The 25,030-nt window shown below is 49.4% G+C and carries 29 protein-coding genes and 1 pseudogene; 9 read left to right on the forward strand and 21 right to left on the reverse strand.

Annotated elements, in window-relative coordinates; all coding sequences use genetic code 11:
* Positions 1 to 12 precede the first annotated feature (12 nt).
* On the reverse strand, positions 13 to 198 hold the full coding sequence (locus BN2591_RS24695; protein ID WP_086869545.1) for a hypothetical protein: 186 nt from the start codon (positions 196 to 198) through the stop codon (positions 13 to 15).
* 32 nt (positions 199 to 230) lie between these two features.
* Between BN2591_RS24695 and BN2591_RS05055 the strand changes: the two genes are divergently transcribed.
* Both BN2591_RS05055 and BN2591_RS05060 read left to right on the forward strand, forming a co-directional pair.
* Complete coding sequence (locus BN2591_RS05055; protein ID WP_086869547.1) at positions 231 to 2,063, forward strand: EAL domain-containing protein; 1,833 nt, start codon at positions 231 to 233, stop codon at positions 2,061 to 2,063.
* Between the two features lie 214 nt (positions 2,064 to 2,277).
* A complete protein-coding gene (locus tag BN2591_RS05060; protein ID WP_086869549.1) occupies positions 2,278 to 3,867 on the forward strand; it encodes a methyl-accepting chemotaxis protein in 1,590 nt (529 codons plus the stop codon).
* Positions 3,868 to 4,088: 221 nt separating this feature from the next.
* On the opposite strand, the gene BN2591_RS05065 is transcribed toward BN2591_RS05060, so the two are convergent.
* Positions 4,089 to 4,940 (reverse strand): glycosyltransferase family 32 protein, encoded by an 852-nt coding sequence (locus BN2591_RS05065; RefSeq protein ID WP_244172976.1) that lies wholly within the window; start codon positions 4,938 to 4,940, stop codon positions 4,089 to 4,091.
* A 305-nt stretch (positions 4,941 to 5,245) separates the two neighbouring features.
* Positions 5,246 to 5,500, reverse strand: coding sequence for a hypothetical protein (locus BN2591_RS05070; protein WP_020454056.1), 255 nt, complete (start codon positions 5,498 to 5,500; stop codon positions 5,246 to 5,248).
* A 395-nt stretch (positions 5,501 to 5,895) separates the two neighbouring features.
* Between BN2591_RS05070 and BN2591_RS05075 the strand changes: the two genes are divergently transcribed.
* From BN2591_RS05075 to BN2591_RS05085, 3 genes are all read left to right on the forward strand, one after another.
* On the forward strand, positions 5,896 to 7,440 hold the full coding sequence (locus BN2591_RS05075) for a methyl-accepting chemotaxis protein (protein ID WP_086869553.1): 1,545 nt from the start codon (positions 5,896 to 5,898) through the stop codon (positions 7,438 to 7,440).
* A gap of 56 nt (positions 7,441 to 7,496) precedes the next feature.
* Positions 7,497 to 7,967: a GNAT family N-acetyltransferase gene (locus BN2591_RS05080; protein WP_244172977.1), complete on the forward strand. Its 471-nt coding sequence runs from the start codon at positions 7,497 to 7,499 to the stop codon at positions 7,965 to 7,967.
* Positions 7,968 to 8,075: 108 nt separating this feature from the next.
* Positions 8,076 to 8,390 (forward strand): PTS sugar transporter subunit IIB, encoded by a 315-nt coding sequence (locus BN2591_RS05085; RefSeq protein WP_086869557.1) that lies wholly within the window; start codon positions 8,076 to 8,078, stop codon positions 8,388 to 8,390.
* A gap of 62 nt (positions 8,391 to 8,452) precedes the next feature.
* Here the strand turns inward: BN2591_RS05085 and BN2591_RS05090 are convergent, their stop codons facing one another.
* Entirely contained in the window at positions 8,453 to 8,692 is a 240-nt protein-coding gene (locus BN2591_RS05090) for a hypothetical protein (protein WP_244172978.1), read from the reverse strand.
* A gap of 68 nt (positions 8,693 to 8,760) precedes the next feature.
* Positions 8,761 to 9,399 carry a leucine efflux protein LeuE gene (gene leuE, locus BN2591_RS05095; RefSeq protein WP_086869561.1) on the reverse strand — a complete coding sequence of 213 codons (639 nt, stop codon included), beginning with the start codon at positions 9,397 to 9,399 and terminating at the stop codon, positions 8,761 to 8,763.
* A gap of 150 nt (positions 9,400 to 9,549) precedes the next feature.
* On the opposite strand from leuE, the gene BN2591_RS05100 reads away from it, so the two are divergent.
* From BN2591_RS05100 to BN2591_RS05110, 3 genes are all read left to right on the forward strand, one after another.
* On the forward strand, positions 9,550 to 9,834 hold the full coding sequence (locus BN2591_RS05100; RefSeq protein WP_086869563.1) for a hypothetical protein: 285 nt from the start codon (positions 9,550 to 9,552) through the stop codon (positions 9,832 to 9,834).
* A 329-nt stretch (positions 9,835 to 10,163) separates the two neighbouring features.
* Positions 10,164 to 11,324 (forward strand): type I restriction endonuclease, encoded by a 1,161-nt coding sequence (locus BN2591_RS05105; protein ID WP_086869565.1) that lies wholly within the window; start codon positions 10,164 to 10,166, stop codon positions 11,322 to 11,324.
* 162 nt (positions 11,325 to 11,486) lie between these two features.
* Positions 11,487 to 11,726 carry a DinI family protein gene (locus tag BN2591_RS05110; protein ID WP_020454063.1) on the forward strand — a complete coding sequence of 80 codons (240 nt, stop codon included), beginning with the start codon at positions 11,487 to 11,489 and terminating at the stop codon, positions 11,724 to 11,726.
* A gap of 71 nt (positions 11,727 to 11,797) precedes the next feature.
* On the opposite strand, the gene tolA is transcribed toward BN2591_RS05110, so the two are convergent.
* The 4 genes and pseudogenes from tolA to BN2591_RS05130 all read right to left on the reverse strand — a co-directional run bounded on the left by tolA (position 11,798) and on the right by BN2591_RS05130 (position 14,304).
* Positions 11,798 to 12,217: a cell envelope integrity protein TolA gene (tolA, locus tag BN2591_RS05115; RefSeq protein ID WP_086869566.1), complete on the reverse strand. Its 420-nt coding sequence runs from the start codon at positions 12,215 to 12,217 to the stop codon at positions 11,798 to 11,800.
* A gap of 298 nt (positions 12,218 to 12,515) precedes the next feature.
* Positions 12,516 to 13,022 (reverse strand): anti-virulence regulator CigR family protein, encoded by a 507-nt coding sequence (locus tag BN2591_RS05120; RefSeq protein WP_086869567.1) that lies wholly within the window; start codon positions 13,020 to 13,022, stop codon positions 12,516 to 12,518.
* Positions 13,023 to 13,177: 155 nt separating this feature from the next.
* Positions 13,178 to 13,345 (reverse strand): annotated as a pseudogene (locus tag BN2591_RS05125) (NADP-dependent isocitrate dehydrogenase); the annotation flags it as partial.
* A 338-nt stretch (positions 13,346 to 13,683) separates the two neighbouring features.
* On the reverse strand, positions 13,684 to 14,304 hold the full coding sequence (locus BN2591_RS05130) for a hypothetical protein (RefSeq protein ID WP_086869571.1): 621 nt from the start codon (positions 14,302 to 14,304) through the stop codon (positions 13,684 to 13,686).
* A 488-nt stretch (positions 14,305 to 14,792) separates the two neighbouring features.
* On the opposite strand from BN2591_RS05130, the gene BN2591_RS05135 reads away from it, so the two are divergent.
* On the forward strand, positions 14,793 to 15,227 hold the full coding sequence (locus BN2591_RS05135; protein ID WP_086869573.1) for a hypothetical protein: 435 nt from the start codon (positions 14,793 to 14,795) through the stop codon (positions 15,225 to 15,227).
* A gap of 303 nt (positions 15,228 to 15,530) precedes the next feature.
* Here BN2591_RS05135 and BN2591_RS05140 read toward each other — a convergent pair whose 3' ends face one another.
* The 12 genes from BN2591_RS05140 to BN2591_RS05195 all read right to left on the reverse strand — a co-directional run bounded on the left by BN2591_RS05140 (position 15,531) and on the right by BN2591_RS05195 (position 24,984).
* Entirely contained in the window at positions 15,531 to 15,737 is a 207-nt protein-coding gene (locus BN2591_RS05140; protein WP_341864802.1) for a hypothetical protein, read from the reverse strand.
* A gap of 110 nt (positions 15,738 to 15,847) precedes the next feature.
* On the reverse strand, positions 15,848 to 16,087 hold the full coding sequence (locus tag BN2591_RS05145) for a hypothetical protein (RefSeq protein WP_086869577.1): 240 nt from the start codon (positions 16,085 to 16,087) through the stop codon (positions 15,848 to 15,850).
* A gap of 135 nt (positions 16,088 to 16,222) precedes the next feature.
* The gene (locus BN2591_RS05150) at positions 16,223 to 16,816 is read right to left on the reverse strand and encodes a tail fiber assembly protein (protein ID WP_086869578.1); all 594 of its coding nucleotides are present in this window, start codon (positions 16,814 to 16,816) and stop codon (positions 16,223 to 16,225) included.
* Positions 16,816 to 17,679: a phage tail protein gene (locus BN2591_RS05155; RefSeq protein WP_086869580.1), complete on the reverse strand. Its 864-nt coding sequence runs from the start codon at positions 17,677 to 17,679 to the stop codon at positions 16,816 to 16,818. The genes BN2591_RS05150 and BN2591_RS05155 overlap by 1 nt, the downstream gene beginning before the upstream one ends.
* A gap of 2 nt (positions 17,680 to 17,681) precedes the next feature.
* Entirely contained in the window at positions 17,682 to 18,266 is a 585-nt protein-coding gene (locus tag BN2591_RS05160; protein WP_086869582.1) for a YmfQ family protein, read from the reverse strand.
* Complete coding sequence (locus BN2591_RS05165) at positions 18,257 to 19,315, reverse strand: baseplate J/gp47 family protein (RefSeq protein WP_086869584.1); 1,059 nt, start codon at positions 19,313 to 19,315, stop codon at positions 18,257 to 18,259. The genes BN2591_RS05160 and BN2591_RS05165 overlap by 10 nt, the downstream gene beginning before the upstream one ends.
* Positions 19,302 to 19,727, reverse strand: a complete 426-nt coding sequence (locus BN2591_RS05170) for a phage GP46 family protein (protein ID WP_086869586.1) — start codon at positions 19,725 to 19,727, stop codon at positions 19,302 to 19,304. Before BN2591_RS05170 ends, BN2591_RS05165 begins: the two co-directional genes overlap by 14 nt.
* Positions 19,727 to 20,275: a phage baseplate assembly protein V gene (locus tag BN2591_RS05175; RefSeq protein WP_086869588.1), complete on the reverse strand. Its 549-nt coding sequence runs from the start codon at positions 20,273 to 20,275 to the stop codon at positions 19,727 to 19,729. The genes BN2591_RS05170 and BN2591_RS05175 overlap by 1 nt, the downstream gene beginning before the upstream one ends.
* Positions 20,275 to 21,345 (reverse strand): phage baseplate assembly protein, encoded by a 1,071-nt coding sequence (locus tag BN2591_RS05180; RefSeq protein WP_086869589.1) that lies wholly within the window; start codon positions 21,343 to 21,345, stop codon positions 20,275 to 20,277. The genes BN2591_RS05175 and BN2591_RS05180 overlap by 1 nt, the downstream gene beginning before the upstream one ends.
* The gene (locus BN2591_RS05185) at positions 21,342 to 22,643 is read right to left on the reverse strand and encodes a DNA circularization protein (RefSeq protein ID WP_086869591.1); all 1,302 of its coding nucleotides are present in this window, start codon (positions 22,641 to 22,643) and stop codon (positions 21,342 to 21,344) included. The genes BN2591_RS05180 and BN2591_RS05185 overlap by 4 nt, the downstream gene beginning before the upstream one ends.
* Before the next feature lie 52 nt (positions 22,644 to 22,695).
* A complete protein-coding gene (locus tag BN2591_RS05190) occupies positions 22,696 to 23,133 on the reverse strand; it encodes a hypothetical protein (protein ID WP_086869592.1) in 438 nt (145 codons plus the stop codon).
* 69 nt (positions 23,134 to 23,202) lie between these two features.
* Complete coding sequence (locus tag BN2591_RS05195) at positions 23,203 to 24,984, reverse strand: phage tail tape measure protein (RefSeq protein WP_086869594.1); 1,782 nt, start codon at positions 24,982 to 24,984, stop codon at positions 23,203 to 23,205.
* Positions 24,985 to 25,030 lie beyond the last annotated feature (46 nt).

A 25,030-nucleotide genomic window follows, 5' to 3' on the forward strand; every position in this document is an offset into this window, starting at 1 on the left:
TTCTTCTATTTCTTATACAATTGATTTCTGGCGATTATCGCCAGCAAAGGAGTTTTCGTGAGAAAGACAACCATCATTATGCTCGTCGTGGCGGTTATTGCTGTGGCCGGAACCCAGTTCGGTTGGTGGTAATTGCGCGTCAGGATTTTTATTAAGCCGTAAGCCTAAGCGCATGATGGAGTCATCTGAACAGAACACCACCGTCTCATTGATTTGGGCAGGAGCTCGCTATGTTCACTGGTCTCAAAAAAAGCGAAAGCAAACGGCTTGCCGCTCTGGAGCTGCTGAGTAAGGAAGACAAATCCCGCGATGCAGCACTGGCCGAATTTGCGCGTCTGGCATGTGAAGTGATGGGCGTCGAAGGATGTTTTATCACAACATTCGACGACGAATATCAATATATTAAATATGTTAAGAATATCCCGATTGAGCACGTCAAAATTCGTATCGAACAGACCATGTGCCAATATTCGCTACACGGTTGCCAGACCGTAATTAGTTCTGATACCCGACTCGATGAACGCTTTAATCATCAACCGTTGGTAAAAAGCGGAAATATTCTTTTTTACGCTTCAGCACCGATGATAAATAAAGAAGGCACGGTGCTGGGCACATTATGTGTCAGTCATCCTGAAATCTATACGCCGTCATCACGCCAGATAACGAATTTCCATCGCGTTGCCGCGCTCGCCACCGTTTATCTTGAATCCTGCTACACCATTGGCTTAATCGATGCCCTCACCGGTTTACCGAATCGTCAGTTTCTGATGAAAGAGATGGAGCGGCTGACGCTGGACAAAGCGAGTGGTAACTACGCGCTGATGATTTTTGACTGCATTGATATGCCGCGCGCGTATGAATTATCCCGCTATCTGGGGGTGGAGGCGCTGGAGAAGATGCTGCGCAGTTTTGGGCCACTGCTGCGCTTGCGCTTAAAGCTGAAAGAAGAGACCACGCTGTATGCGTTCACCACCGGGCGCTACGCGGTGTTGGTGGATATGGACTATGCGCTGACGCTGGCGAAACGGGCAGAAAAATTGCCCGGGATAAAGGCGAAAATCACCGGTGATATCGATATCAACCTGACGATTCACGCAGGCTATGTGAAATTTTCGCCGCAGGACGATAACGTGCAGGAGATTGTGCGTCAGGGCATCAGCGCGCTGCATGAATCGATTCGCGAAAAGATTCGGGTGTTGCAGTTCAATCCAATCCTCGATCACAAACGGAATAAAGATTTTAAACTGCTCTACGATCTCAGCGAAGCAATCAAAGCCACCGATCAGCTCTACCTTGTCTTTCAACCCAAAATTTCACTGCGTTCTGGCAAAACCGAAGGCGTGGAAGCGCTGTTACGCTGGAAGCACCCGGAACTGGGCCAGATCTCACCGGCGGTAATTGTGGCGCTGGCGGAAAAAACCACGTTGATGACAGATTTGACGCAGTGGGTGATTAAGTCCGTGATTTCCCAGCTTCAACAATGGAAACAGCAAGGGATCCTGCTGCCGGTGTCAATTAACGTTACGGTCAGTGATTTTTCGCGCCCCGGATTTGCCGATGAGCTGGAACATAACGTTCTGGCCGCCGGGCTGTTCACCTCGGATGTGCGTATTGAGTGCCTGGAGACCGAGAAAGTGCTGGAAAGCGATCCGGCACTGGAAGAACTTGACCGTTTAAAATTGCTCGGTTTTACCATTTTGCTGGATGACTTTGGCGCAGGATACAGCAATATCAGTTATTTACGCCGCATCCCCATCGATGTGATTAAGCTCGACCGTTCGCTGGTAAGCCAGGTCACCACCGACACCGGCAGCCGGATTATCGCCCGCAACGTCATTATGATGCTCAAAGAGTTGCATTATGTGGTGCTGGCGGAAGGGATAGAAGATCTGGAAACCGCGCGAATGCTTGCCGAGTATGGCTGCGATGAAGCGCAGGGCTATCTTTTCTCACGCCCGTTGTCGCCCGAGGAGATCCCGGCATGGCTCGCGGATAACAAGCCGTTCCGCTTATTATCGAAAATGGCGACTGAGCCGCAGCAGCAACATTTGTACGGTTCGTAATGCCGACCAATTAGCCTGACTGTTCTCTTTCGCAACGGTCAGGCGCTGTCACGAAAATGTCATAAAACACCGATTACATTCCGCTTCAAATAGTTAAACCAAGTTCTGCTTGTTTACTGCCCTTTCCCCCATTAAAGCTGCGCTTAAACCCGTCGATATTGCTGGTGTGCGCTCTTTTTCTTCGCGCCTCACTGACTATGGGAAGTATCGATTGATGAAGCTCAACCATCTCACTATCGGGCAACGGCTCGGTTTCCTGGCGGCCATTCTTTTGCTGGCAACGCTGTTTATGGGTATTCGCGGGTTGTCGATTAACGCCAGCGGATTAGTACAAAACCAACAGATCATGGCCACGGAGAAGGTGGTTGCGGAGAGTATCGACACGGCCCGCAACGCGCAGGTGCAGTTTAAGATTCAGGTGCAGGAGTGGAAAAATACCCTGCTGCGCGGCACGCAAGGAGAGCAAGCGTTCGATAAATATAAAAACGCCTTTGTCGAACAGAGCCAGAAAACGCAGGCACTGCTGAAAACGCTCAGTGAACTGCTGCCGCAAATTGGCCTCGCCAATACCGAAGCGATCAAAACCATCAAGTTGCACGCTGAACTGGAAAGCCAGTATCTGGCCGCGTTGCAACAATACAATGTGCAGGACATTACCAGCGCCCGGCGCGTCGATCATCTGGTGACAGGAATTGATCGTGAACCGACACGAATGATTGACGAGATGGTCGCCAGCACGCTGAAACAAGCGGAGCTTATCCGCTTACAAACTGACGCGAGTAATCACGAGCATTACCAACAGACACGCCTGATGCTGATGCTGGTGATGGCATTCACGTTGATGGTCGGCATGCTGATCACCTGGTGGCTGATCCGCAGTATCACTCACCCGCTGGCGCAGGCGGTATCGGTTGCCCGCAATGTCGCCGCCGGTGATTTACAGTCGGCTATCGTGGTGTCCGGGCGCGATGAAACTGCCGAGCTGATGCACGCCCTGCAGGAGATGAACAGCAATTTAACGCGCATCGTTACCGGCGTGCGTTCCGGCACCGAAACGATTGCCGGTGCGTCGCAGCAAATCGCCAGCGGCAGCCGTGAACTTTCCTCGCGTAATGAAGCGCAGGCCAGCGCGCTGGAACAAACGGCGGCGTCAATGGAAGAGCTCACCTCGGTGGTAAAAAATAATGCCGAGAATTCACGTGTTGCCAGCGATATCACCCGGGAAGCGACCCGAGTGGCAAACCAGGGAGGCGAAGTGGTGGAACACGTTGTCACCACGATGAGTGAAATTAATCAGCTCTCCGGCGAAATCAGCAACATTATTGGTGTTATCGACAGTATCGCCTTCCAGACCAATATCCTGGCGCTGAACGCCGCGGTTGAAGCGGCGCGTGCCGGAACCGAAGGCCGCGGCTTTGCGGTTGTCGCCGCTGAAGTCCGGGCGCTGGCGCAACGCTCCGCGACAGCGGCGAAAGAGATCAGTGAGTTGATCCAACGCTCAGTCAGCCGTATTGATGAAGGTAATAAGCTGGTGAAAAACGCCGGTAACGCCATGGAAGAGATCATGCAAAGCGTGGGACGCGTCAGCCAGTTAGTGGAGACGATTTCGCTGGCCAGTAATGAGCAAAGTACGGGCATCGATCAGGTACATATCGCCATTACCCAGATGGATGCCGCCACGCAGCAGAACGCTACGCTGTCGCAGGAATCGTCAGCCGCAGCGCACGCGATGCAGCAGCAGGCAGAGAATCTGTTGGAGATGGTGCAAATTTTCAAACTGCATGAGCAACGCAACCCGGCATAGCGACTGGTGACCGGCTCCAGGGGTGATCAATCAGCAACCGTGATGAATTAATACGCTGATCATAAATTTTATCAATCCAACCGCAGAAAAATTTGCGTTTGCGCACTTTATGCCCACAGGTTATAAAGTGCGCAAGTGACGGATATACGCTTTAACAATCTCAAAAAATCTTCGCTGGCAGTTTTGGTGTCGAAACTGCCATCTTTCTTTTACTTTTCCCTTCAGATACATCGCGACTTCAGCTTGCTCAGCACCTTCCTGCTCTCATTAATTGTATTTTTCTTCAAACGCCAGAACGGAAAAACAAAAGTGCGCCAGAGCAAATAATAGAAATGATCGATCCCGGTCAGCGTAACAACAGGCGATCGTAACTTGCTGTAGTGGCTGGCATTGAATTGCCTGATGACTTTTTTGCTGACATTGCGATAGACCAGTCCTACATTGCGGTGGTTTTCCTGCTGGCGAAAACGCTCGCACTTACGGACTTTTTCAATACCCAGCGTAAACGGGATCGGCCCGGTGGTATTTAATACCCCTCGCATACCGACACCATAGCGCCACGGCTTATAGCGTTTTAGTCGATCAACGACCTCATCAATAACGGCTTTAATATAAGGTGAAGACGGCGCGACAATAATATTCCATTGCTGATACTCTCCGTTTTTGAGAAAAGCGAGTTCTTCATGTTTACCCATATTATTATCGCAACCCTGGGGTTTGTTATCCCAGTTACATAATAATATTTCGCAATCTGGCGGAATAACCTCGCTAAACGGAACAGTACAGGAGCTTTTGATATCTAAATAAACGCCGCCTTCACGATACATCAATAAATAGCGGAAAAAATCCGCGCGCGCTGCACCATATTGCGGGTTTATTTTTTCATATAACGCCAGCATCTCCTGACCATAGTGGTCATGCAGATAAGCCAGCATTTTTTTCTCGTCGTAAAAATAATATTCCCAGCCGGGATTTAATTGCCTGAGTCTGTCGATAGAGGCATGCACCTCTGCCGGTAGTGCTGCCATCCCCCTGGTGTAGACCTGGTGGATTTTATGCGGGATCGTATTCATCATCTATCCTGCGCTCATTAACTTTAAATACCTGAAAGGTAAAAACATAAAAACGTCTAAAGTATGAGAAAAAAGATAATGCGTTAATCTGACATTAGCATTACGCACAGTCGGATAATTGTCTTGCAGAATCGTCTGTAACTGCCCTTGCGTATTCCTCAGTAAATGGACAGAAATTTAACTTAAAGTTCTGCATGGCCACAGAAAAACGCCTTTACTGGTAGGAAAATGTCCGGCCTGGATAACAAAGTGAAGGTTAGCGTCGGCTCGCCCACCAGTGGCGAGCTGACGCACGCTGGCGCTGTTTAATGTGTTCGCAGGATATAACTAATCGCATCCTGTTCCGATAGCCCGTAACCCTTCATAAAAACATCCATCGACTCGTCCTGCGTCTCATTGAATAACGTTCCACCGCCGCTGGTCTGCAGCTCGCCGGACACGACATCGCCCCTTTCGACATCGTAGCTCCCCAGTAGCTCCGCGACAGCGAACTCTCCATTCTCATCGCGGATAACAATAAACCCAATTCGGTGTTCGTGATGAACGACATTACCTTTCATATGAACAATCCTTTCGTTGTTGTTCATTTCAGATTAGCCGAATCCGTACGCAGCGGAAATGCTCATTGCTGTTTTTAGTGAGCCAGAGAACGATTCAGCTATTTATTTACGTACCTTATCTTAAATATTAGTCAGCACACTAACTATCTTAGATGTTCACCCACGCGCTTTCTGACCAGTCGATGACAATTCCAGATATATAATGTTTTCTCCACCTAATCATAATTAAAGCACTTTTATTTTGTATGGCTATGTTTATGGCGCAAAACCTCTTTTTGTTTTACGGTTATCAGAAATGCGTCAAAAAATATAAAGCTCTGAGTGAACCATGCCGTAAATAGATATAAGAATTTAGAAATATCCAATGCCCTTTCTTTTTCCCGAGAATACTTACTATGCGCAACAATGAGCCCGTTACACAGCAAGAGTACGTTTTCGATAATGATGCAACGTTAATGTCCACCACCGATCCCGACAGTTACATCAATTATGCCAATGATGCCTTTATTGATGTCAGCGGCTTCTCGCTGGAGGAGATAAAAGGCCAGCCGCACAATCTGGTGCGCCACCCGGATATGCCAAAGCAGGCATTTGCCGATATGTGGTCGACATTGAAACAGGGGGAGCCCTGGACAGCACTGGTAAAAAACCGTCGCAATAATGGCGATCATTACTGGGTGCGCGCGAACGCGATTCCGGTGATTCGCGAGGGCAAAGTAAAGGGCTATATGTCGGTGCGTACCCGACCAGCAGCAGAAGAAGTCACTACCGCCGAAGAGGTTTATCGCCAGTTTCGTGAAGGCCAGGCGAACGGCAGACGTTTTCATAAAGGGTTGATTATACGCACGGGCCTGATGCGCTGGCGCTCTCTGTTTGTCACTATGCCTCTGCGCTGGCGGCTACGTTCGGCGTTAATCACCGCGTTGCTCTTCAGCCTTGCCGCTGCCTGGGGGCATGATCTCACGCCAGGTCAACTGGGTAGTTTCGCCAGTTTTATGACGCTATTGCTGTTGTCTATCAATATCTGGCTGGAGCTGCAAATTGTCCGCCCGATCGAGCGCTTGTGCCGTCAGGCTTTACAGGTAGCGAGTGGCGAAGCGCATCAAGTGGATCAGCTCAATCGGGTAGACGAAGTCGGGATGACATTGCGCGCGATAAGCCAGCTCGGACTCATGTTCCGCTGGCTGGTTAACGATGTCAGCGGCCAGGCGATGACCGTCCTGAAAGCCTCGGAGTCGCTGCGACGAGGCAATGATGACCTGAGCCGTCAGACAGAACAGGCGGCAGCAAACGTTGAACAAACGGCCGCGACGATGAACGAATTAACCGCCACGGTAAAAAGTAACCGGGAAACCGCCGCTGAAGTTACCGCCTTGTCGCAAGGTACGCGCGATGCCGCGCGTCAGGGTGGCCAGGTGATGCACCAGATGATAGAAATGATGTCGGCGATTGCAGAAAGCTCACGGCAAATCGCCAGTATCACCAGTATTATCGACAGCATCGCCTTTCAGACCAACATTCTGGCGCTGAACGCGGCAGTTGAGGCGGCGCGAGCGGGTGAACAAGGTAAAGGGTTTGCCGTCGTCGCAGGAGAGGTACGCAGTCTGGCGCAGCGTAGTGCGCGTGCCGCCAGCGAAATCAAAGAGCTGATTGAAAACAGTGTTACGCATGTGAATTCAGGCAGCCAACTGGCGGACGACGCGGGAAAAACCATGAAGGAGATCGTCGAGCAAGTGCAAAATGTGACCTCGCTGATAGCCCAGATCAGCGCGGCGACTGCCGAGCAGGCAACGGCCTTGGGTGAAGCCAGCCTGGCGGTGGAAGATCTGGATAAGATCACCCACCAGAATGCACAACGAGTACAAGAAGGGGCGGAAGCGACTGGTCGCATGAACCAGCAGGCTATTCGGCTGGCGGAAGCGATATCGGTGTTTCGCTAACCCGCTGCGAAGCGCGCTCCGGGCAACAACGCCCGGAGAACAGATTGAGGTCGAAAATGATTCGGTTACGTCCCATGTCAGCGGCTGAATTCGCTGATTTTGTTGCTTATTTTATCCCTGATTATGCTCAGGAAATTGCAGCAAATTACCGTTTATCCCTCGCGGAGGCGACAGAACAAGCCAGGCGAGAAATCGAAACAAGCTTGCCTGCGGCGCAGAAAACGCCAGGCCATTCATTGACGAGTATTACGCTTGCCGACAACGGCATAACACAGATTGTGGGATCGCTGTGGTACAGAGCTGACTTTATCGATAAAACCGCTTTTATTTATGATTTTTACCTGCGACCTGCCTTTCGCGGCAAAGGCCTGGGAAGCCAGGCAATGCAATCATTAGAATCGAAGCTTAGCGCGGCGGGCATTCGACAAATTAAACTTCGCGTGGCCGCGGAAAACGAACATGCCAGGAAAGTTTATGAAGCGAATGGTTACCAGATTACTGGCTATAACATGAATAAACTGCTTTGAATCAGGCCCGCATAAACTTTCGTATTACATGGTGTAAACCTGGATATTGCGCTCATTTTTCCGCCAACGGCGGGCATAGTGTGGTCGCAACTACCACAGGAGGCATCTATGAAAAAACTATTAATATGTTGTCTTTTTGGCAATACCGCCACATCACTGGCCAAAAAGATGCAAAAAGCGGCTAATGAGCATGGTTATCCAATGCTCGTCAGTGCTGTCGGCGTGGATAACTTCGCCAGCGTCGCCCCTGCTTTTAACTGTTTTCTGGTTGCGCCACACATTCAGTACAAACTTGATGAACTCAAAAGCCATATTGCTGCAGACGCGCCCATTGCCATTATTGAAAGCTACCCTTTCGCGTCAATGGATGGGGAGAAAGTATTGAAGTTTGTGATGGCTCATATGCCTGAATTAACGCAGTGAGCGTGTTAAAACCACGTCTGCGGACGTGGTTTTTCAACAATCAGGTCATTGCTTTGGAATAATTATTTGCGACAAATATAAGCAGCCATCATTTTCAACAGGTGGATAGCCACGGGCAGCAAGACCATTACCTGGAAAAAATGGACGGCATAGAGTGAAAATTGCCTCGCGCCCGGCGCGGTTAAATAATCTACCACCGGTGTATAAATCACCACTTGCCACGCCAACAGATACAGCCCCATCAACAGCGCGAAAACCACCACACTATAAAGCAGAAATTTGGCCAGTTGTTTCCCGCTCAATGTATGTCCAGGGCGGAAAGCATTTCGGTAAGTCGTGATGTAGCAACGCATTTCTATTACCCCAGGACTCAGGATTGCAGCGTCGCAAGGCGTGCGGCGAAACCGACAAAAACCAGCCCCAGCAGGGAGTTCCCCAACCGGGTGAGTTTCTTCCTGGTTTTTACCCACTGTGTGAGATACGAACCGGAAACGATCAGGAAACTGAAATAGCAAATACTGATCAACTCCAGCGTACTGGCGAGAATAAAGAATGACATTCCAGGCCTTGCATAGGTAATGTCGATAAATTGCACAAAGAAGGAGACATAAAATAAAATCGCTTTCGGATTCGTCAGGCTTAATATCAGCGCACGCTTGAAGATATCGCCTTTATGCACGTCATGATCGCCCTCTCCTTTCATGCTGCGTTTAAGCGTGGCGTACAACATTTTAACGCCGAGGTAGAGCAGATAAAACGCCCCCAGATAGCGAACGATATTGAACAATAGCGGCGTGGTTTTAATCAGCGTGGCAACGCCTGCGTAGGCCAGAAACATCAAGACCGCATCACCAATAAACACGGCGCTCGCTGCAACGTAGCCATTTCGTAGTCCATGGGCAACACTGGTTTTCAATACAAAAAAGGTGTTCGGCCCCGGCAGTAAAATGATGAAAATGGCACCGATAAAATAGGACCAGTAACTGAGCACTCCATATTCGGCAAACACAACAACTCCTGTAAAACAATACATACCACTTATAGGTACAACGGTATCACACTGCGGCAGCGGCGCACAGAAGTACGAACAAAATGCGGCTGAAGACTGGATTAGCGCTGCCGATAATGTCTCAATGTGACTACCGTAAGCAGGTTTTAAGTGAAATTAATTAAGCTAACGCTCATCTTCATTATTAAGCTGATATATGTCTTTATCACACTCTTTATCACCGGTCTGGTGATGAGAATGACGTCAGGGGTTATCAATGATAATGTCGCCATGCTCGACATGAACCAGATCGCGAAAAATAGCGCGCTTCATGGCCTGTTTGCGGTTGCCGCTATTGGCGTAGGTTTACCCGCTTTTTATGCAATCGAGTACTGGATTTGGCCCGCGCTAAAATATATCGGTCTGAAGATAAGATATTTCTTTCACGGGTATTGAATTGGCATTCAAATTTGTTAACTCGCAAACAATATTGCGACAGAAATAAAAATCCACGTTACCTCATCTGCCAATGATGATCTGGATCATGGAGTATCCAGACGCCTGGTGAGATTACTTATTTTCGTCGCGATAACTTCCTGAGGAGTGAATTATTTCCAGCATCGGTTAACGCTGATGAAGAGTGAAAGATAAGTGAGTTATAACCATTTACGTATTGAGTTAATTCATTCCAGACTGAAATAGAAGTGACGTGCAGACAGGTATTCTTAACCTGAAATAGTTGGTTCTGTTTGAGTGACTACACACTCTAAGGTTATGGGAAAGAAATGGAAAACTTTAAATTAAGACTTAAAAATCATATCGAACATGTCAAAAACGTTGGCATCCACTGCACAACGGAAGAAACCACCAAACAAGCGTTGATCCTCCCTTTTTTAGATATTCTCGGCTTCAATGCTTACGACCCGCAAAAAGTGAGAGCGGAATATGGTGCCGACTTTCCGGGGGTTAAAGCAGGTGAACGCGTTGATTACGCGTTGTTTTGCCAGGGCGTTCCTGTCATGTTCATCGAAGCAAAACCGTATAAAGAGAAAATCGATAACCACTGCCCACAGCTTTCCCGATACTTTAACTGCACGCCGGAAGTGACGATTTCAGCGATCACGAATGGCCAGGAGTGGCGTTTTTTTACCGATCTCCAGGAAAAAAATATTATGGATCCCACGCCATTTTTGCGTATTCGCATGGACGACATTACCGACGCAGATGCCGAACAACTCTTCCGCTTTCGCCACGACAAATTCAAACCAGAGGCATTACGAACGCTTGCAGAAGAGAGCGTCTATATCTCCTCATTCTCTAAAGTTATTACCTCCAGCCTGAAAGAGGTAGATTCAGAATTTGTAAGGTACGTCGCCTCACGCGCTAATATTGGTCGACAACTCAATCAGCGATTTATTGATGCGATCACTCCGCTGGTCAGAGAGGCAGTGCAGCGTTCTGTCAGCGCCATGGTGGTTTCCGGACTTACCGCCCATCAGCCTATCCGGGAAGAGCTGACAAACCACGGCATCGACGAAGCAGTAACGATTGATGAAAAAGCGGATCATATCGATCCCGACAATCCCAACATTATCACAACGCATAATGAACGCGCGTTATATGAAAAAATTGTCTCGATTATCGGACCAGAAAAAGATCTGCAGCCAAAAGATACCGAATCGTATTACAGCGTACTTTATCAGGGAAAAACTAACCGTTGGATTGTTCGTTATTATGATAAGAAGAATCGCTCATCTATTCAGCTGCCTATTGAATTGACGCCTATTGCTTTAAATGAAGTGGCGCGAGCGGGCCTGGAGCACGATGGCACACGAATCTATCTCGACCATCCCGAAGATGTCTTGCGGATCTCAGGCTTGATACTGGATTCGTTCCAGCATGTGATAAATGATGAGAACTTTAAAAAGAAAAAAAGCGTCAATTAACCTCGCCTGACCATCCCGCCTCGTGCGGGATTTTTTGTGCAATGCCTTCCACTGCGCCCCAGAGATTACACTTTCGTTGAACGTAAAAGGATTCTTCACTTGAATACTGGCTTTTCATCCAGTATAAGTACTGTACGAAAAAACAGTAAAAAGGGCTGCTTTGTGTTTGTTGAACTGGTTTATGACAAGCGTAATGTTGCGGGTTTACCCGGCGCTAAAGAGATTATCCTTGAAGAATTAACTAAGCGTGTGCATCGCATCTTTCCTGATGCTGATGTCCGCGTTAAACCGATGCAGGCCAATGGACTGAACAGCGACGCCAGTAAAAGCGATCGTGAAAAGCTCAACCGTATGCTTGAGGAGATGTTTGAAGAGTCGGACATGTGGCTGGTGCAGGAGTAATTTCCTCCTCCTTGCACCGGCAGGCAATAGTGAAAAGCGTGTCGCTTATCAATGCGCTCCTGTATTACCCTTTACAGTTTGAATTCCAGCGTCGCGTTTTTGAAGGCCGCATAAGCAGCTGGCGAAGGTGGTTTCGGGAGCCTCGCTTGCGTGATAGCGATAATAGCCGCGCGGCAAAGTGCAGGATCGCCGCTGGTCGGCCGCGCATCTTCTAATGCGCCACTCTCAGCAAGCCTGATTTGCAGCGTACATGATTTTCCGGCATAACGACCCGCGTCAAAAAGGTGACTTTCAGTCGCTGATTTGATCTGCCCTGCATAGCGGTTGATATCACTCTCCGCCGCGGTTGCCTGTGCCCCTTTGTATCCGGCAAACATGTTATCCACTTTAGCGTTCCCCTCTGCGCGCTGCGTTGCAGAACCGGTCTTTGCACAACCCGAGAGTAATAATGACGTCACCAATAGCAACGCATGTCCTGCGTTAATCTTCATCATCTTCCTTTTGTAAGGCTTGCTTTATAAACGGGAACAATTTAACAAATAGCAACTGGCAATAATATTACAGCGACCTGGATTTATCTTAAGTCAAGAAAATATTTTACTCGTCAGTTATCTCACAAGCGTAACGCTCACAGAGCAGCAGAAGAGAGTTTCAATCGTTGCTTTTCCGTTTGGTAAATTCCAGCATCAAAACGATCTTATTAAATATTCACAGTGTCACGAGGTTCTTTTTTGGCGCATAAAAAAGCCCCGCATGTTGCGAGGCTTTGAGGATAAAACGCGCGTCGTGTTAATCAAAAACACCATTGATGATCGCGGTGACAATAGCGGTGCTCAGCGCGACCAGAACCAGATCACTTCCGACAATGCGCCACTCATAACCGGGATAATAAGGCAGTTGACCAAGCATCGATGCCGGTACTGCTTTTTTCGCAATTCCCGGAGGCAAAGGCTTGCCACGGGCAAGATTTTTCGCTATCCCCGGCGGGAGAGACTGATAGCCGGTCAGACCATAATTGACGGCCAGAGATCGGGCACGCGAGACACTGATATCTGATTCAACATGATCCGGCTTTCCATAGTTTTTGCGGTTAACCCGGTCATCGGAGGAAAAGCTATTGCCTTTATTCGCATGGTTACCGCTATTGCCATGATTGCCGTTACTATTGCCATGACCGCCGCCGTTTCCATTACCATTACCATTACCATTTCCCGGATTTGCCAACACAGGCGCGGAAAATACGACCAGGGAAATCACCGCCACAAGTGCAGTATTAAGAGTGCGACGTTTAAACATGATTTTTATACCTCTACGGTGAGCACACATTATTAGAATAAATAATATTTATTGCCTCAACCATATCGCGAATTCTTATTTTTAATTAGGCTGGTATATAACCATAAAAAACGGGAACCAACCGGTTCCCGTTTTTGTTTAACCCGCGAGGCGGATTACATGTTCGCGATAATCGCGTCGCCAAACTCTGAGCATTTCAGCAGCTTAGCGCCTTCCATCAGACGTTCGAAATCGTAGGTCACGGTTTTGGCGTTGATCGCGCCGCTCATGCCTTTGACGATCAGGTCAGCCGCTTCGACCCAGCCCATGTGGCGCAGCAGTACATAGCTAATTTAAAGTTAAAAAGCTGTTTTTATTAAATAAACACATCATTTCCACCTATTGAATCGTCAGTGAAGCACAACAACTAACCTATTGATTATCAAAACGGTGCGGATCATTTTGGGGAATACGTTTCCGAGTTAAATAAGATATTTTAAATCAGCTGCGTTATCTAACATGAGCAATAAGTTAGGTACATCTTCTTTATTTGGCTTGAAAAGTGGATTTCTGAGCAATAAAAATACTGTGTGGGTAGTATCTTTTCAGCATGTATTCAGTGACGATTCAGTCAGGAATAAACCCATTTGTCTACCTTGGGCAAATGGGTTTATTTGCACTGTTAGTCTTTTCTCATAGACATAAATAGGGTCGCCATTGCTCTAGCATCAAGACCATTGGAATATTCATTATTTTTATTGCTAAACATCAGGTCGAATACATCTTTTTTCTGACCTTGAATCACCCTGATGAACCCTTCAGGGCGGTGTATGTCAACACCAGATTTACCGTCCTTCCATTTGTATCTATATGCGTAAAGATATGGTCGCGGTTTTGACCCATTAGGAGGGAGAAAATATAGATTTAGTTGAATTGAATCAAGATTGGTTATGAGGCTTGCGGTTGCTTTATCTTTTTCTGCTGTAGATTTGTCTGGATTCTTTGCAATAATGTCAAGCATAAGGCTTTTGAGTTTTTCCGCATAATCATCAACATTATCTACATTACAAGTTACCCTGACTACGTCTCTCCCCTCATACATTCTTGTGACGTCTTCCTTCATTTTCTCCCATTTCACTGAGCCGCAAACACTCCACTTGTCAAAACCCTCCTTATAAGAGTCACCCATAAAAAATACAGGCTTTGTATCTTGTATCGCCTTTACGTCAGGATCGCTTTCGCCACAAGCGGTCAAAGAAAAAACACTTGAAATTAATAGCAGTGCAGTACGAAGTTTAGCCATGGGTTCCCTTTGATTATATTGATTTAACTGTTAATAATCGGCAACAGCGTCGAAAAGTTTAGGCCTGATTGAAAAGAACTAAAGCGACTCGAGGATGCGTTTTAACCAATGTGTTGCATCCCTCGGTTGAACTCACAGCATAAAACGGCTTTAAAGTAACGAGCACCGTCATGGGGTGTCAGGGGGTGGAGGTTCAAATCCTCTCGTGCCGACCAAAAAATCCCAAGAAAACCAACCCATTGCGGTTGGTTTTTTTATGCCTGAGATTCAGCCAAGGTAAAATGAAGGTCAAACCTCTGTCCGTTCGGTACATTATTGCAGGAAGAAAAAGTCCACTATGAGCTAGGAGTAGACATTCGGAATGCATACTTACATCGTGTTATCTTAAGCAACGGGGATCTGCCCCCCCATTAATAATGTATTGTATTCAATGCTACATTCCTTTATTTTACATCTATAAAATAGTCTTATAAAAATCTAGGTGTGTCATGGCAAAACCTGATGAACTATCTTTTTTTGAGTTTACAAGTATTTACAGCAAGCTAATACAGTTAAGCGAAACATGGTCCGATTTATGGGCAATGCTTTATTATCAACAAACAAGTGTTGGAAAAGTTATAAACCTAATGTATTCCGACGTATGTTCATATAAGGGGGTAATCACTGGAAATTTTCACAAAGCAAACCCTCCCCTATATTTGAATGCAGGTGCCCTTAAGATAGTTAAAAAACGCAGAATTTTATATCCGAACGATATATATATTTTTCAAAGCCATTCGAATAGAGTTAAAGCAATTGTCAAACCCGTTACAGTCATTGCCTTCAACCAGGCATTGCGTAAAGCTGCAGAGCACTTACCCTATAAAAATGTAAGTAGCAATAGTGCGAGACGAGTGAAACTATATGACATCGAAGTGGGATAATACAAATTATATCACTTCATTCATTAATGAATGATAGCAAGAATCATTATAAATTGTGATTGTTCCACATGAATATTTCGGTTAAATTTATAATTGCTTTGAATATATTGTGCGTGCTAATTATCTCATATCTTATCTATTGGATATTCAACTTGTTACCAGTATGACAGGCGCTATGATTTTGACATAATGTGAGGTTAAGGCGTTCTGGTACTCAATAAAAATACCAAAAGTCCTATCTATTGCTGTTGTTTTTATGCTTGAAATTTTGCAAAGGTAAAATGAAAGTCAAACCCCTGACATCTAAACCGCGAAATTATCTTCTTTAACGCGGATAACTGAATAGGTCAGCACACCGTGCACCGTTACTCCATCCAGTGCCTCACCTTCAACGGCTTCTCCGTCTTCCGTTATCAACGCCCCCCCCATCCATTTAGCGAATTGCGCGCGACCATCGAACGTTGCCAGTACCGTTTCGCCCTCTCCTGGACGTGCTGACAGATCTATCACCGCATACCCTGAGTCTGTTTCGATGATCCGGCAATTGGCATCCATCTGACACAGGTAGTCAACGGTAAGTGCTCGCTGAGCATAATCAGCGGCTGGTGACGGAAAGCCCATTATTGAATACTCCCCATATTGCGAAGCATCCAGAGGCGGTTATCGCTTACATCAGGCGTCTTGTCCACGAAGTAAGGCTGATAGCGCTCTATCCAGTCATTTGCATCTCGCTCACTGAAATGCCAGTTGCGTGCGTTAAGCTCCCGTATGAAGTCTGCGGTGCGAAGATACTGATACCCTTTTGGATTTCTCTGAATCGCTGCTACGAAAGCGGTTTTGATTTCGTAATTGCGCGGCATGATCTGAACCTCTCAAACTAAACTGTATATATATACAGTAGTGATTTTTGACGCGCAGATCAATACCGCTTCGTTTGACGGGAACCAGTAAAAGACCGGTTTTCTTTTCGTGAGAAAAGGTTATGAAGGAAAAAATTATACTGGCAGTTGTGGCCAGTCGATATCCGGTGCGGTTGCAGTATCAATTGCAGTAATTTCGTCGATATAATCAAGCACCTTATTAAGCCTTGATTTTTCCGCATCTGTCAGCGTTCTCGCGGCCTGTAATTTCAACTGGATAACGCTGATTGACTGCATCGCATTATCGATAAGTTGTTGCTGATAGCCCATGGCAACAGCCACCGCAGCAGCGTGCTGCGCTGCAATATCTGTTACCCATTCATCACCGCTCCAGTTGTCATATTGCGTGGATGGCGCAGCGGTAGTGAATCCCTCCTTAATTGCGCCGATGTAATGAACTCTGGACACGCTACGATCTGCCGTCGAATACACCGTTTCACCGCGATGGTCCTCTTTTTGTTCCCACACCACCCCGTTAAATACCGATACATACCCTTCATATGCCACGTCAGGTTCTGTATCTGTTGAATAAGCTGGTAAACCGATGCCTATTGGCAAATATTCGACATTTGAACCGGTATACTCCCCCGTTTGTGAAGAGAAGTTGTAAACCACAATGTTTCCCGCCACAGTGGCTATTTTGTTTTTATCCAGTACTGCTGAAGTCATTACGCAGCCCTCACAATGTAGTTAAATGCGATGTTAACGGGACGGGTTTCTGTTGCTGTTCGGGCAACATTTGCAGCAGAAAAGTTAAGAGTGTTAGATCGTGTGTTGGTATTCACGTTTGAAGCGCTGAAGGTGCTCTCGGTCAACGCTCCCGTTGTAAATGCCCCGGATGCACTAAATGCAATACCCTGCGTAAGGGAGGTTCCGGCAAGGTTCACTGTCCCTGTTATCGCCTGCAAGGCGTCAGTTTGAGTGCTGAGCAATGTACGTCCTGTATCAATGTTTTTCCCGTCATCCCAGCCACGAATAAACTGTCCACGCAAATCAGGTAAAACCAGACCTGGATATGCCAGGGCCAGTTTTGGATATTGCGCTGCTGTAAATGTCGATCCATTGCATTTAATCCAGCCTGCTGGCGCTGTAGATGTAGGCCACGGAATTGGCGTACCAACCGGCAGAGTTGAACCGTCTCCCAATCCAAGGTATGAGAGAAGGTTTGCAATAGAGGTCTGCGCGACTACGTTACGCCCGATATCTGTAAAATCGGACAGAGCTGCTGTATCAGCTCCGTTAAAATAGGCCAGCTTATTAGCGGAACCGGTTAGTGCTGCGATGGCTGTCAGAGTCGCGTCGCGCGACTGAAATACAGTCTGTAATGCCGTCAACAGCTGATTGTGTTTCGTCTTATCAAGAACAATACCGGCATTTTCAACGATTCCGGCCAGTTCCTCCTGCAACATATCAAAGTAATCGTCATCCAGTTCTGTAGCAGGCGTACCGGTTTGCGGGTTCCCGCGGGTAAAGCCATTTTTGCCCAGGCCAAATTTGTCCACCTGTGCGGTGGGTGTATCAATACGATGCATGATTACTCCGGATATTTAAAAACTACATAGGTATGAGAGGGGCACAGCTTTGTCAGTACGCACTCAACAACCGTGTCCCCCCACCAGCGCAATGGCGAGGCGCAGTTATCGGTACAGGTCATGGCATTAACATCGACTGACGCTGGCATATTGACCTGCCAGTAGTAGCGCCACTCCGGCGAATCAACCACTTCCGTACAGGGCGAGATGCATTTGAACGGGCTTTTGATGTACCGGGTAATTGTTGCGCCCTTCTTCCCCAGCGCCTCAAGCTGCGCCAGATAGAATGCTTCGTTAATCCCGCCGGCCAGATTGAGCTTTGCATCAAGCCGCCGCTGGCGCTGCCTGATTGTCTGGGTTCCTTCCGGGATGCACTCATCCGGTAAGCCTGCAATGCGCTCCCAGCGGTTGATAAGTTCGGTTGTGGTGCGCGGATCAATCTCATGCATCAGTGCATCTGCGCGCTGATGCACCCGAAGCAATGAGGGTGCCGCTCCTTTTACCGCCGGATCATCCGGTGACCATGCCGGACCAGGCGGCAGAAGTGCCGACAGCAGGCTGATGTAATCGTCACGGGTTACAGCCATGTAATAGCCCCCAGCACCGCCAGCTCGTTTTTCGCAATCGCAATATCCGCCGCAGGTGAAACCAGCGTGTGGCTGTGCTCACCGGTGGCGACAGATATCGCTTCGTTGATGCGGGAGAGTTCAAGCAGCCCATCCGGGTAGCCATCACGCTGCAGGAACGCCCGGAGCTCCGCTTCAACCGCGGCGCGTACTGCCCCGGTATCAGGATTAAGGTCGATAGTGAAACTGATAACCTTCGGCGCGGCAGTAAACACATACAGTGCCGAACCTGCCACCGGAGCCAGCGGCGCGATATGCTCCTGTACCGCAGCAACCGTGGTTTCATCAAGGATCGGATTGACTAAATCACTACTGGCCACCAGCACGCCTACGGTGCCAGTGCCCATCCAGTGACGATACGTCCAGGCGCGGGAGACGCCGGAAACCTCTTTCGCCCAGACAATGTAATCCCCGTCGGCACCACCGAGCGGCGTCCAGTAATAACGCTCGAGCACGCGGGCACGCCAGGTCTCAAGGTCTTCCGTATCAAATCCGCCGGTGATCGTGTCCGCGACGCCGCCGGAAGGCAGGCCGGAGACAGGCGTCACCAGTACCAGAGCTGTGCCGTCGTCTGCGTTGCCTGTGGCACCTGGTGTATTGCAGACAACAGGAAGCCGCAGCACGCCGCCCGCGCTGGTCGCATCAGCGACAGCCGTATACTGTACGAGGTCATCACGCTGAATAACGGCCCCGGCATTGACCGTGATGTTGCTGACCACACCCTCCCACCGCATATAGCCGGTGGCGGCTGTGGCGTTTTTTCGCGGACAGCGCTTCATCGCAGCATGCCGCGCAAGCCAGGCTTCATCGCAGAGATCCGGCAGCATGTTCATCGCCAGATAATCAATGTAACCATAGACCGTGTGCAGTGCCGCGGCGTAAACCTTCGCCCTAACATCCTCATCCATTCGGCGCAGCGTGTCGCTCACATCCAGCATCGAAAAAAGGTCGGTGCGGATCATGCTGATATTTTCGGCCAGCGTCGGCCGCTGAAATTCACTGTCCGGCATCTGTGATCGCGCTCCATAAATCGTTAAATGAAATTGTCACCGGCCCGTCACGGCGCCACAGCGTGATGCTGTTTGCCAGTTCACTGATACCGGTGCGCTGAATATCCAGGTCAATGCGTGACACCACCCCGTCGTCGATAAGCCACTGGAGGCTTTCACGGATATAGACCCGCACAGTCTGAACGAGCTGGTTGGTCAGTTTGCTGCGCTGCAGCAGCCAGAGGCGGGAGCCGTAGCGATCGTTCTGTACGGCGGGGAATGAGTCACCCCACCACCCCATCGGCACGTCAGCGTTATCGTCGGGTTCGGCGCGGCGCCACGTAAAAAGAGAAATCACCACGGCGCGGGTCAGCATATCCGGTTGCGCACTGGCGCTTACCCGCTGCCCGTTTACTGTCAGCCAGAGCTCCATTACGCCTCCATCGGTGTGGTCGGGGTATCTGTGTTATTGCCCTGCCCGTTTTCTTTGTGCCGGTGTCCGTTATAGGCGATGCGCATGCCGGCCATTGTCTGTCCGTTGCTGTCGCACAGATCCTTAATCTGGCCGGTGGCTTCAATATCCATTTCAAAACGTGCCTTCGGGGCGTTTTTGAAAATAATCGGGTGACCGCCGCCATCAACAACGATCCCGGCGCGGGTAAGCATCACGGACTGACCCTGGTCGTCGTAAAACGCCACTTCACCGGCGGCAAGGCCCTTAATCCGGTACCGGCGATCTGAAACCACCACTGCCACGGCATGTGAGCGGTCAGCATCGGGAAAAAGAAGTACCGCTTCCGCGCCGGATGTGGCGCGGGATGTAAAGCCGTATGGCTCTATATGCTCAATCCCGGATTTCTCTTCGCCTGCAATCATGGAAACATCGACGGTCTGACACTTCGTGGCGGCGTTCACGCTGCCAATAACCGCCCGCGCAATAAGACTCTGTACCTGCCGTTGCAGGCTCTGCAGTGCACGCATCAGAAAGGGTCCTTGTCAGAGGATTTTTTACGTTTCTTCGGATCTTTTGGTTCCGGCAGATACGCATCCGGCGGGCCAATACGCAGTTCAGCGAGTGTGCCGCCGCGGTCTTTGATGAAGGACACTTCCGAGATAAGCATTTCGCGGTTATCGAAACCGCAAACGGGATCAAACACAATGACGCGCTGGTTAGGCTGCCACAGTGTGCCGTCACCCTGCCGCCAGCCCCATACTGTGTAGGTTGTCTCATCCGTGCGCGCTGCCCGCTGACGGGCTTCAAACTCAGCGCGGGCAATGCAGCTTGCCCCCGTTGCCTGCCCGGTCTGCTGGACTGCCATCGGACGATAACGGGAGATACCCGCATCCGTCGTTTTCGCGCGCAGTGCCGACGTGGTGGCTGCGCCAAAGTCGTCATCATTACCTGACCGCTGGCCGCTGACCTGATAGGTGGAAAACCGCTCCCGGATGCTTTTCTCGGTGTCGCAACTGATGATGTTCTGCCCGAGCACCAGCGCCGTGGTGGCACGGGTGGAGCCGACGCCGCCGATAACCAGCCTGCCGCGCGGGTCGTCATACGCCAGCGCCTGCTGCTTACCCAGCATTTTGTTCAGCACTTCGATAACCGTTTCACCGTGATCAGGCTGCACGCCGGGTATCACACCGGCGGGCGCACCGGAATTCACCACCTCGATACCGAAGGGTTTCGCCAGCGCGGCAGCAACCTGAACCAGCGACTGGCCATTGAACTGCGTCGGCTCTGCGGCACAGTCGATGAGGTCCGCCGTGAGGCTGCGACCACTGATACCGGTGCTGACTGACTGGGCGTCGTAGCGCACAGGGGTTGCTTCAACCCAGCCGGTCATCACCAGATCATCACCAATCAGCACCTCAACTTTTGCACCGTTCCTGATGCGCGGCTGTAACGATTTTGAATCATCACCGCCGGGCCATTCGCGGGTGATTTCCACGCTGAAATCGCGCGCCAGACGTTCAATCCCGGCGCCGATACGCACCGACGTCCAGCCGCCCCACTCCCGCCCGTCGACACGCAGCGTTACGTTATCGTTCATTGCAAAGGCACCCTCAGTTCTTCGGCAGGGACAAAGCCGGGATGGGCAATCGCGTTTCTGCGGATAATGTCGCTGTCCCGCGTGGCGTTGTCATACCAGGCTGCAGCCAGCACCAGTGCGGGCGTCACCTCGTCTGGCGTGCGGATAACCGTTCTCTGTGTCTGCTGTAGACGGTCTTTGATATCCGCATTCAGATCGGCTTTAACCCGGCGCAGCGCAAGAAAAAGCTGATCGTCGTCAGTGCGGGCCATCTCTTTATCAATCGTCTGGTTCAGCGTGTCGCGGATATCAACCAGATCTTCCCAGGCCGGCAAGGCTTCCGGGCTGGTTGCCGGCGGGGCATTATTCAAAGCGGGATGAGACACCGCTGGCCAGCCGGCAGGCTGGCTGCTGTCAGTCACACTGGATGCTTTTGGCGCCGGGAGATTTGTCACGGCGTAAGCGGCTTCACTGATCGCCGTGGTACGGATAGCGCTGGCGACATAATTGCGCTGCCGGATCCGGTTTCGGGTTGTCGTACTGTCTGTCTTCCAGATGCCGCGTGGCGCAAGGTCACTCCCCAGCGTAATGCCGGAAAAGTTTTTAATCATCGTGTAGAGATCGCCGGCGTTTCCTGACAGGCGTTTCCCGGCGCGCCACATGGTCTGCAGCGCTTCAACGAAACCTTTACCGGAGAACGGAGGCGGCAACAGGACGGAGATATCCCCCTGCATTGCTCTGGCGGCGGCTGAAATCGCGACGTCGACCATTTTCATTTTGTCGGACACAAAACCGACCATGCTGGTCGCATCGTCAATAACACCGGCCTGAACAAAGTCAGGCATACCGTCCATGCCGAACTGCTCAAACCCCGTACTGATGCAGTCATCGAGTGCGGAACAGGATGTGGTCAGATTTTGGGCTGTCGCCGCGCCGGAGGTCGGGTAAGAGAGTTCCCCGGCCTCAACGAAACGCAGGTCGAAGCGCACCATGCGCCCTTCACTGGTGGTGGTGGCGACGCGTATTTCGCCATCAACGCAGACTTTCAGCTCACCATAAGACGGATGCACCAGTGTGCCGGGGCCGGGTTTGTTCAGCGCCTCGATAAGCCGATCGCGCTGCTCATAGCAGTCATCACCGATCACATACGCCGAAATCGACGGCCGCATGGTCACTTTACCAAGGTCTTCGGTGTACGGCTTGTCGCGGTTCGGGTATTCGTGTGTCTCAACACGGCGCCCCACACCCGCGCTTTCTTCTTCAACTTTAAATTTCACGCCGCGAAACGACGCATCAACAAGCCTGTCTTTCCACGCCATAATTTCTCCGGGTATAAAAAAACCCGCCTGAGCGGGTTTTTTGTAGGTATTCTTAACTAGGGATGACGACTTTACATTTAATCCATTTTATATCGGACTCACCATTTTTGATTACTCCTGCCTTAACATTATTCCCTTTCGTTAGATCTATAAAAAATTGACCATTAGGCATCGGCATTGTAAATGAAAAACCTATAACGGCGCCTGATGCAAAATCTCCATTTTCAAATATGGTTTCAATTAAAGAAATTTTTACAGGGTTAATTTCCTGATCTTTAAAAACAAAAACACCGTTTGTTTTCCCAGAGTCATAGGATGCTTGCTTTATTAAAAGCCGTCCACTGCCAGACTCTGCTGGGCATGAAATGCCAATAGAAGTAGATATATCTTTCTCGCTGTCTGCTGACATTTTCACTTCCTTTATGAAATTACCAGTCAGATCGTTTTTTGCAAAAACAGAGAATGGAATAAAAAAAACAATAAATGCCATACAATAACGATTCATTACGAACCTCGCGGGTAATAGACGACATTGGATAACCGCCTACAATATTTACATTTAGCGTGCGAAATTCCAACCAGACATGCTGGTATATCCTACATCTGTATTTACGTTCATCCCTGTACCTTGTACCTCAGTCACTTTAATACCGGGAGGGGCGTCTTTGAACTGAACGGTGACAGTCCCATTAGACTTCTGAGAAACGGGCTTTATGCCGTAAGGATTATATCCCTGACTGGCAACGCCAGTGCCATACGCGCCATAACCACCAGCCCCCCATTGCGCTGAATTCATTGCCTTGACCGTATCTGTAGCCTCATCGGTAAACCATGAGATAATCGGTTGCAGCTTGTCCCACATATCCTGGAACCATTTAACTATCGGCCCCCAGTTTTTTACAACAATGCCAAGCGGCGTCCATCCAAACACTTTTTTAATAATTTCCCAGCCGGTTTCGAAATAAGGACTCACGGTATCCCACAGTTTTTTGAAGTAGGGGCCGATAACATCCCAGTTCGAAATGATGAGTCCCGCCGCTACCGCTATGGCCCGTACAATTAATCCAATGGGTGACATCGTTGTAACGGCTGAGAAAATTTTCATAGCCATACTCGCCCCGGTGATCGCCAGGCGTAAAGTAACCAGACCTGCCGCCGCACCGAGTAACGAAGTAACAACCCTTGGATTCTGAGCAATAAAATCAGTTGTTTTCTGGATGAACGGCATGAAGGCTTTCACACCATCATTTATAGAGGGTAGCAATGCATTACCTAACGCTACTCCGGCATGGGTCGCCTGATTCTGTAAAAGCTGTAACTGGTTAGCCGTAGTAGCCGCCCTGGCTGTATATTCCTTCTGCATTGATCCGGAGTACTGTGTTGCATCTCCAACCATTCCGAAGTTCTTTTTAAGAAGATCCAGATTGGTGAGTAACGGGGCAATAGCGCCAATGGACTCTTTCCCGAACAGGGTGTTAAGTGCTGCTGACTGCCTTGATTTATCAAGCTTGCCGATGCTTTGCAGTACTTTGATGATCGTTCCCTGGGCATCCTTCTGCATGGATACGGCCAGTTCCTTCGAAGACAGACCTAACGCTTTAAATCCGTCCTGCTGCTGTTTAGTCGCGCTCTTGCCGGCAGTCAGGCTTAGCATAAAGTTTTTGATACCTGTTGCGGCGATTTCCTGCTCAACCCCGACGCCCGCCATCGTCGCGCCCAGCGCGGCTATCTGTCCTGATGCAACCCCGGCCACAGAACCCAGCGGACCAATACGCGTTACGATATCGGAAATCTGTTGCGCGTTTGCGGCACCATTGTTCGACAGATAGTTAATCTTGTCGGCCAGCGCCACTACTTCGCCCTGCGTCATTTTGAAAGATGTACGCCACTTCGCCATCATATCGCCGGATTGCTCAGCGCTCTGATCAAACGCTATCCCCATTTTGAGAGCATCTTCAGCAAAAGCCTGAAGCTCATTTCTGGCGATCCCTGCCTGCCCACCTGCGGCAACAAGTTTAGCGATATCGCCAGCAGCCATTGGCAGACGATCGGACATTTTCAGTATGTCCTCACCCATCTGTTTGAACTGCCCTGGAGTGTCAAAATCTACAACCTTACGAACATCGGCCATCTGCGATTCGAAATCAATGGCCGCTTTTGCACCAGCGATAAGAGGGGCGGCAAACGCGCCGCCCCCAATCAGATCCCCCAGAGAAAAACCATCCATTCCACTGGCTTTAATCCGTTTCTGGAATCCACTGATCTTTTTTTGCATAGACGATAAGGCAGGAGAAAGCTTATCGACGCCAGTGATTAGCGCTTTCAGTTCAAATTCAGCCATCAGCGTTTTCCGTGTTAATCCGGTTTGCGTGGAATGCGAGAAGTTT

This window comes from Kosakonia pseudosacchari (assembly GCF_900184035.1).
Taxonomy (GTDB): Bacteria; Pseudomonadota; Gammaproteobacteria; order Enterobacterales; family Enterobacteriaceae; genus Kosakonia; species Kosakonia pseudosacchari.

What these genes read in the sequence shown, in the direction of transcription:
- BN2591_RS05055 (WP_086869547.1), top strand. Translation starts at nt 231, where the DNA reads ATGTTCACTGGTCTCAAAAAAAGCGAAAGCAAACGGCTTGCCGCTCTG.
- BN2591_RS05060 (WP_086869549.1), top strand. Translation starts at nt 2,278, where the DNA reads ATGAAGCTCAACCATCTCACTATCGGGCAACGGCTCGGTTTCCTGGCG.
- BN2591_RS05065 (WP_244172976.1), bottom strand. Translation starts at nt 4,940, where the DNA reads ATGAATACGATCCCGCATAAAATCCACCAGGTCTACACCAGGGGGATG.
- BN2591_RS05070 (WP_020454056.1), bottom strand. Translation starts at nt 5,500, where the DNA reads ATGAAAGGTAATGTCGTTCATCACGAACACCGAATTGGGTTTATTGTT.
- BN2591_RS05075 (WP_086869553.1), top strand. Translation starts at nt 5,896, where the DNA reads ATGCGCAACAATGAGCCCGTTACACAGCAAGAGTACGTTTTCGATAAT.
- BN2591_RS05080 (WP_244172977.1), top strand. Translation starts at nt 7,497, where the DNA reads ATGATTCGGTTACGTCCCATGTCAGCGGCTGAATTCGCTGATTTTGTT.
- BN2591_RS05085 (WP_086869557.1), top strand. Translation starts at nt 8,076, where the DNA reads ATGAAAAAACTATTAATATGTTGTCTTTTTGGCAATACCGCCACATCA.
- BN2591_RS05105 (WP_086869565.1), top strand. Translation starts at nt 10,164, where the DNA reads ATGGAAAACTTTAAATTAAGACTTAAAAATCATATCGAACATGTCAAA.
- tolA (WP_086869566.1), bottom strand. Translation starts at nt 12,217, where the DNA reads ATGAAGATTAACGCAGGACATGCGTTGCTATTGGTGACGTCATTATTA.
- BN2591_RS05120 (WP_086869567.1), bottom strand. Translation starts at nt 13,022, where the DNA reads ATGTTTAAACGTCGCACTCTTAATACTGCACTTGTGGCGGTGATTTCC.
- BN2591_RS05130 (WP_086869571.1), bottom strand. Translation starts at nt 14,304, where the DNA reads ATGGCTAAACTTCGTACTGCACTGCTATTAATTTCAAGTGTTTTTTCT.
- BN2591_RS05135 (WP_086869573.1), top strand. Translation starts at nt 14,793, where the DNA reads ATGGCAAAACCTGATGAACTATCTTTTTTTGAGTTTACAAGTATTTAC.
- BN2591_RS05145 (WP_086869577.1), bottom strand. Translation starts at nt 16,087, where the DNA reads ATGCCGCGCAATTACGAAATCAAAACCGCTTTCGTAGCAGCGATTCAG.
- BN2591_RS05150 (WP_086869578.1), bottom strand. Translation starts at nt 16,816, where the DNA reads ATGACTTCAGCAGTACTGGATAAAAACAAAATAGCCACTGTGGCGGGA.
- BN2591_RS05155 (WP_086869580.1), bottom strand. Translation starts at nt 17,679, where the DNA reads ATGCATCGTATTGATACACCCACCGCACAGGTGGACAAATTTGGCCTG.
- BN2591_RS05160 (WP_086869582.1), bottom strand. Translation starts at nt 18,266, where the DNA reads ATGGCTGTAACCCGTGACGATTACATCAGCCTGCTGTCGGCACTTCTG.
- BN2591_RS05165 (WP_086869584.1), bottom strand. Translation starts at nt 19,315, where the DNA reads ATGCCGGACAGTGAATTTCAGCGGCCGACGCTGGCCGAAAATATCAGC.
- BN2591_RS05170 (WP_086869586.1), bottom strand. Translation starts at nt 19,727, where the DNA reads ATGGAGCTCTGGCTGACAGTAAACGGGCAGCGGGTAAGCGCCAGTGCG.
- BN2591_RS05175 (WP_086869588.1), bottom strand. Translation starts at nt 20,275, where the DNA reads ATGCGTGCACTGCAGAGCCTGCAACGGCAGGTACAGAGTCTTATTGCG.
- BN2591_RS05180 (WP_086869589.1), bottom strand. Translation starts at nt 21,345, where the DNA reads ATGAACGATAACGTAACGCTGCGTGTCGACGGGCGGGAGTGGGGCGGC.
- BN2591_RS05185 (WP_086869591.1), bottom strand. Translation starts at nt 22,643, where the DNA reads ATGGCGTGGAAAGACAGGCTTGTTGATGCGTCGTTTCGCGGCGTGAAA.
- BN2591_RS05190 (WP_086869592.1), bottom strand. Translation starts at nt 23,133, where the DNA reads ATGGCATTTATTGTTTTTTTTATTCCATTCTCTGTTTTTGCAAAAAAC.
- BN2591_RS05195 (WP_086869594.1), bottom strand. Translation starts at nt 24,984, where the DNA reads ATGGCTGAATTTGAACTGAAAGCGCTAATCACTGGCGTCGATAAGCTT.